This is a genomic window from Aeromonas salmonicida subsp. salmonicida (assembly GCF_001643305.1).
Classification (GTDB): Bacteria; Pseudomonadota; Gammaproteobacteria; order Enterobacterales; family Aeromonadaceae; genus Aeromonas; species Aeromonas salmonicida.
This window is the reverse complement of record NZ_LSGW01000024.1, coordinates 1-5,401: the sequence shown is the minus strand read 5'-3', so window position 1 is coordinate 5,401 and position 5,401 is coordinate 1. Positions and strand designations below refer to the sequence as shown.

Below are 5,401 nucleotides of genomic sequence, written 5' to 3'. Positions count from 1 at the left end.
ATGAGTAAGAGGAGAAGTGAGTTGACCCAATATGAACAGTCGAGTAAGAAACGAGATGACGTTAGCGCGTTAAGGATCAGGGTGTTCACGTTGGCCAGAATGGCTGTTCCACTTCGCCGGAATACGCAGACAGGGCCGTATCGTGCCATGTGATGCGGTAGTAGCGCTCCTTGTCGTCTGCCGGGCCTTTATAGAAAAAGCGCACGTTGTTTTTTGCTCTGGCGGGCAACATCATGCGTGCCGGAGAGAGCAGCAGTTCGCCGTCTTCCATCGGAATCTCTACACCGTTCTCTTCGGGCGAGGAGATGCGGGAGACGGAGACGGTGACCAGACGAGCTTGATTGCTACTGTTTTCAATCTCTTTGGATACTTCCTGTACACCGACATCAATAAAGGTAGTAATGCTCCCCACATTGATTGCTTGGCTTGCGAACGGGTAAATTGCCAGAAGAGTGAATAAGATCCTGTTCAACATAGAGAGTATCTCGGATAAAAAAGGGGCCCATTGGCCCCTTGATGAAACAAAAAGTATTAGGCCCAGCTGGCTACGAACTCGACGTTGACCTCACCGCTCCACAGACCGTCCGGCAGAGTATTGAACTCGGCGTCAGCTCCGTTGACAGTGGCTTTCTCGATATTGAAGCTGAAAGCACCCTGTGCGGTGGTACTCTGGGTGTCATCCTTGAAACCGGCCGCCAGCGGAGCGAGGCTGCCACCAGTGGTACCGGCTGCGGTATCAATCAGAGTGGTGTAGGCGCTAGTGCTCACCGGTACGCCCTGCCACATCACGCCCACATCGACTGTCGAACCACCGCTCAGGTGGTTGAGGGTGCCGCTGAGTTTCTTGGCTTTCAGGGTAAAGTCGGTGGCACTGGCATCTCCTTTGATGGAAACGTCGAACAGACCATTGACTGTATTGAACGCCTTGCTGCCATCAGAGTATTGAAATGCCAGACTATCCAGCGCAGTCACCTCGAGCGCGGAAGTGCTATCTTTCTTGGCCGTTGCTTTCCACGTGGCAGTAGATTCAACTGCGTGTGCGAAGGAGAGCCCTGAACTGGCAAGGATCACTGCGATAAGTGCTTTTTTCATTTTTATACCCGATCTATTACATATACCGAATGTAGTAGGGATATAGGGTCATCCATTTACCAGAAATGACGTGCTATCCCTTCCCATACCCTCACGATGCACATGGATTAGCTGTTGTTGAGGATGTTAAGCAGCTAACGTTATTAAGCATAAAGTTTGAGCATCAGGATGACCATAAGAGCCTCTGTAGGAAAATTCTTAACTTGTAGGATCGTATAGTTAGAGTTCAGAATTGCTGGTGGATTTTTGTATTATGTGTGCACATGGAAATAGTGGTGACTATGTACAAGTATTGGCAGCAAATGACACTGATGCCTTATTTGTAACAAGTCAATTACATTTTTACAGATAAGAGTAACCGCCACATTCACTATCTGCTTGTGTGCATATGTAATGAGGTTCGGCTCTCTATGTTTATGTGGGGACGATAGTTTATGCCATTACTGGCGCCTTACATTGGCCACTACTTAGTAGATATGTAGTGACGATTAATGGCAAATGTGAATTTTATAACTTACTCTCTAAAAGAGAATTTTAAATTTATATAATAGTATGAGAGCAGGTGATTTATATGAAGACAGTGCTAATTGTTGATGATCATCCAGCTATAAGAATGGCTGTCAAGATATTGTTGTTGGCCGAGGGTTTTCATATATGTGGTGAAGTCGACAATGGAATTGATGCGCTTCAAATTGTGAAGGCTTCAACGCCGAATATTGTCGTGCTGGACATAGGGATTCCCAAGCTTGATGGAATCGATGTCATTAATAGAATCAAGAAGAGTAATAGTCAGTCACTCATTGTTGTCCTATCTGCACAAGATGGCAATCACATTATGTCTCGCTGTTTTCAGGCTGGGGCTAATGGATTTATATCCAAGATGGATGACTTGATGCTGTTGAGTTCTGCGATCAAGGCATGTCTGGATGGGAAACGTTACTTTCCTGACGAAATAATATCTGAAGGTGATCAAGCGTCAAATATCAACAGCGATGATGCATTATTATCATTGTCTGACAGAGAGATGAGAGTTTTTCTGTCTCTGTGTAAGGGGTGCAGTAACAAAGAAATTGCAAACAATATGTTGCTGAGTGAAAAGACAATCAGCACTTATAAAAGTCGAGTTATGCGAAAACTGCAAGTCAATAATATGGTAGAGCTTATCGATTTAGCTAAAAGATATATGGTTATTTGAGGGGAAAGGCAATGACGTGCAAAGAGTGGCCATTATTTTTGTGTTGCATAGTGACATTGTTATTTACTCATGTTGCTTATTCCACTGATACAATGTCAGTATTCTCAAGGGAGTCATTGCCAGATTACCATAAGCTAAATGTGTCCTTAACAGAATCAGAGTCAACGTGGTTAAACAAGAAAAAAAACTGATATTGGCCGTGCCTATTCCTGACAATCCACCGATGGATATCACTCAGCGAGCAAAGATATATGAAGGAGTGACTGCTGATATCATTGGAATATTATCTGGTGTATTGAAGGTGGATATAGTTGCAAAACTGTATCCATCACGAGATGTTGCTATAGAGGCAGTTAGAAATGGTGAAGCAGATTTTATTGGCTCATCTAACAGCTATGAGGCTGGCGAGAGACTGGATTTAACAAAACCTTATATTATGGACGAGCCAGCCATATATAAGCAGTTTGGTATTGGTGATGAAGAGATAAAACGCGTTGCTGTTGCGGAATCTTATTTGCCTTTCTCTGAGTTGTTGAGGTATCTACCTGGGGTCAAGGTCGACCTATACTCTTCTAGGTATGCGGCAGTAGCATCGGTTGCATATGGGAAAGCTGACGCCGTTCTGATAGATATGATTTCAGGAAACTTTATTGTAAATAAATTTCATCAAGATAGCATCCAATTGGTTAGACCAATTTATGCAGATACATCGGGCTTTTCATTTGGTATTAGGCAAGGCAATGAAGTTTTTAAAAAAATATTAAACACATCATTGTTATCTATTTCTGACATGCATGTAAGCTCCATTCTGAAGCGCTGGAGTGGTGGTGGCTTATCTATCCATTCTGATGCGATCCCATTGACCAAAGAACAGTGGCAGATGGTCAATAAGAGAGATGGGATTAGTATTGCTGTGAACACTCGCACACCACCACTGAGTTTTGTGGATGAAAATGGTAATTTGCACGGAGTGGTTGCAGATATATCACAGGTGATAAGAGCAAAGCTTGGTATACAAGTAAATATACTGCCGGTGTCGACAACACTGGAGCAGATAGCCATGGTTGAATCAGGCAATGCCGACCTGATGATCATGACGCCTAATGTAGAACGCTTAGAGAAATTCATTTTCACTCGTGCTTTTGCTCTGGACCCATTGGTCTATATTACTCATGAGGATAATAAAGGTGTTGATCCTGAGGCATTACTTAGATTATCCAGAGTTGCTTGGGTAAATGGATACATTGCGTCAATAGAGGCCAGGCGAAAGCTTAAGGCGAGAGATGATGTTTTTTTTGATAGAATTGATGATGCTTTGGCATGCGTGGCAAGAAAAAGATGTGATGTCATCGTCTTGCCACTGCGTGGTGCCAAGTTTTTCATTAATTCTCAGTTTTCGGATTCACTACATATTGCAGGGGAGTTATTCAATTCGAAACCAATCGGAGCTAGCTTTGCAGCTCTACCCTCACAGTCAGAATTGGTGGCCGTTCTAGACAAGGTATTGGCTCATATCCCGCCAGATGAGTTAGAGGGGTTGGCTACAATGTGGCGTGTCAATGCCAGAAATGAGAATATAACGTGGCAAGGAGTAATTCGTGAGTATGGAGTGATCTTTTTGGTGATGATAGTCATCTTCTTAGGTGGCTTATTTTGGGGGTTATTGCTGCGTCGTGAGGTAAAGCAGCGTCAGGCCGCGGAAGTCGCTTTGGGAACACAGCTTAAATTTGTTGAAGAGCTGGTTGAAAGTACTCCTCATCCAATATATGCCAGAGGTCGGGATGGCAGAATAATTCTATGCAATGATAGTTACGCAAATTTCTTAAATGTCAGAAAAAGTGATTTGATGGGTTCTACCTTGTCAGACATTGAAGATATTTGTCCTGCTATTAAATTACTGAACGATATCTTCTTAAAAACACTTGATGATGGTCTTCCACGAGATGGTGATTATCGATTGACCTTGCTGCATGGTGAGATTGATATATATCATTGGCTGCAGGTATACCGTGATTTATCGGGGGAGATACAGGGTGTTGTCGGTGGTTGGATCGACATTAGCGAGCGAATGTCACTGCTTCACGAGTTGGCTGAGGCCAGTCGTGCCAAGTCGACATTCTTGGCGACAATGAGCCATGAGATTCGAACTCCCATGAATGCCATTATCGGTTTGCTTGAATTGACTCTACGTAAAGGTGGACTGAATGACGACGATAGGGGCGCTATTCAGGTAGTCTATCAATCGTCCAATGACTTGTTGGGGCTAATTGGTGATATTCTTGATCTCTCCAAAATAGAATCTGGCAAGCTTGAGTTGTCGCCATCCCCTCATCGAATTAGTGAGTTGGGTAGAGCCGTCATCAATGTTTTTTCTGCAGTTGCTCGCCAGAAAGGTTTGACCTTGACCCTGACCTGTCAAGGTGATGTGACAGTGTTGGTGGATCCTATCCGTTATAAGCAAATCCTTTCCAATCTGGTTAGCAACGCCATTAAATTTACCCGAAAGGGAGGCGTTGATCTGGCTGTGGAGTGTGACATAGCAAGTTCATGGTGCGATGTGAGGGTGAGGGTAACGGACAGTGGTATCGGTATTAGCAAGCAGGATCTGAAGCTGCTTTTTCAGCCCTTCACCCAGGCAAGTCAGCCCACGGATATACAGAAGTCCGGCACCGGCCTCGGGTTGATGATCAGCCGAACGCTTTGCCAGATGATGGGAGGGGAGTTGTACATTGACAGCGAAATTGGGCAAGGAACAACGGTATCTGTGCACCTCAAGCTACCATTTGTGAATGTCTTGCCAATGTCCGGCAATGAGAGCAAGCATGTGAGCGAAGAGCCATCTGAAGTTCAGGGGTATCAGGTTTTAATTGTCGATGATCATCCCACCAACCGTCTATTGGTCACTCAACAGTTGGCTTTTCTTGGACATGAGGTGCAGGCAGTTGATTCAGGTAGAGCGGCGCTGCAGCATTTAATGACACAGAGCACAGATATCATCATCACCGACTTCAATATGAATCGCCCCCAGTTCCCTAGCCACCTCACAGCCTTAAAATGAGGCAACTATTGGAGGTGTTATGCCCCGTCAGCTTTACCCAGAAACATTCAAAATCA

At 44.4% G+C, this 5,401-nt stretch carries 4 protein-coding genes; 2 read left to right on the top strand and 2 right to left on the bottom strand.

Features of this window, described 5'->3' with window-relative positions:
* Nucleotides 1-85: 85 nt before the first annotated feature.
* Entirely contained in the window at nucleotides 86-475 is a 390-nt protein-coding gene (locus tag AXW79_RS01810) for a fimbrial biogenesis chaperone (protein ID WP_248845842.1), read from the bottom strand.
* A 56-nt stretch (nucleotides 476-531) separates the two neighbouring features.
* Nucleotides 532-1,092: a common pilus major fimbrillin subunit EcpA gene (gene ecpA / locus AXW79_RS01805; RefSeq protein ID WP_011898218.1), complete on the bottom strand. Its 561-nt coding sequence runs from the start codon at nucleotides 1,090-1,092 to the stop codon at nucleotides 532-534.
* 571 nt (nucleotides 1,093-1,663) lie between these two features.
* On the opposite strand from ecpA, the gene AXW79_RS01800 reads away from it, so the two are divergent.
* Together AXW79_RS01800 and AXW79_RS01795 are read left to right on the top strand one after the other, a co-directional pair.
* Nucleotides 1,664-2,287 (top strand): response regulator transcription factor, encoded by a 624-nt coding sequence (locus AXW79_RS01800; RefSeq protein ID WP_005321715.1) that lies wholly within the window; start codon nucleotides 1,664-1,666, stop codon nucleotides 2,285-2,287.
* Between the two features lie 166 nt (nucleotides 2,288-2,453).
* Complete coding sequence (locus AXW79_RS01795) at nucleotides 2,454-5,345, top strand: ATP-binding protein (RefSeq protein ID WP_155736671.1); 2,892 nt, start codon at nucleotides 2,454-2,456, stop codon at nucleotides 5,343-5,345.
* Nucleotides 5,346-5,401: the final 56 nt, after the last annotated feature.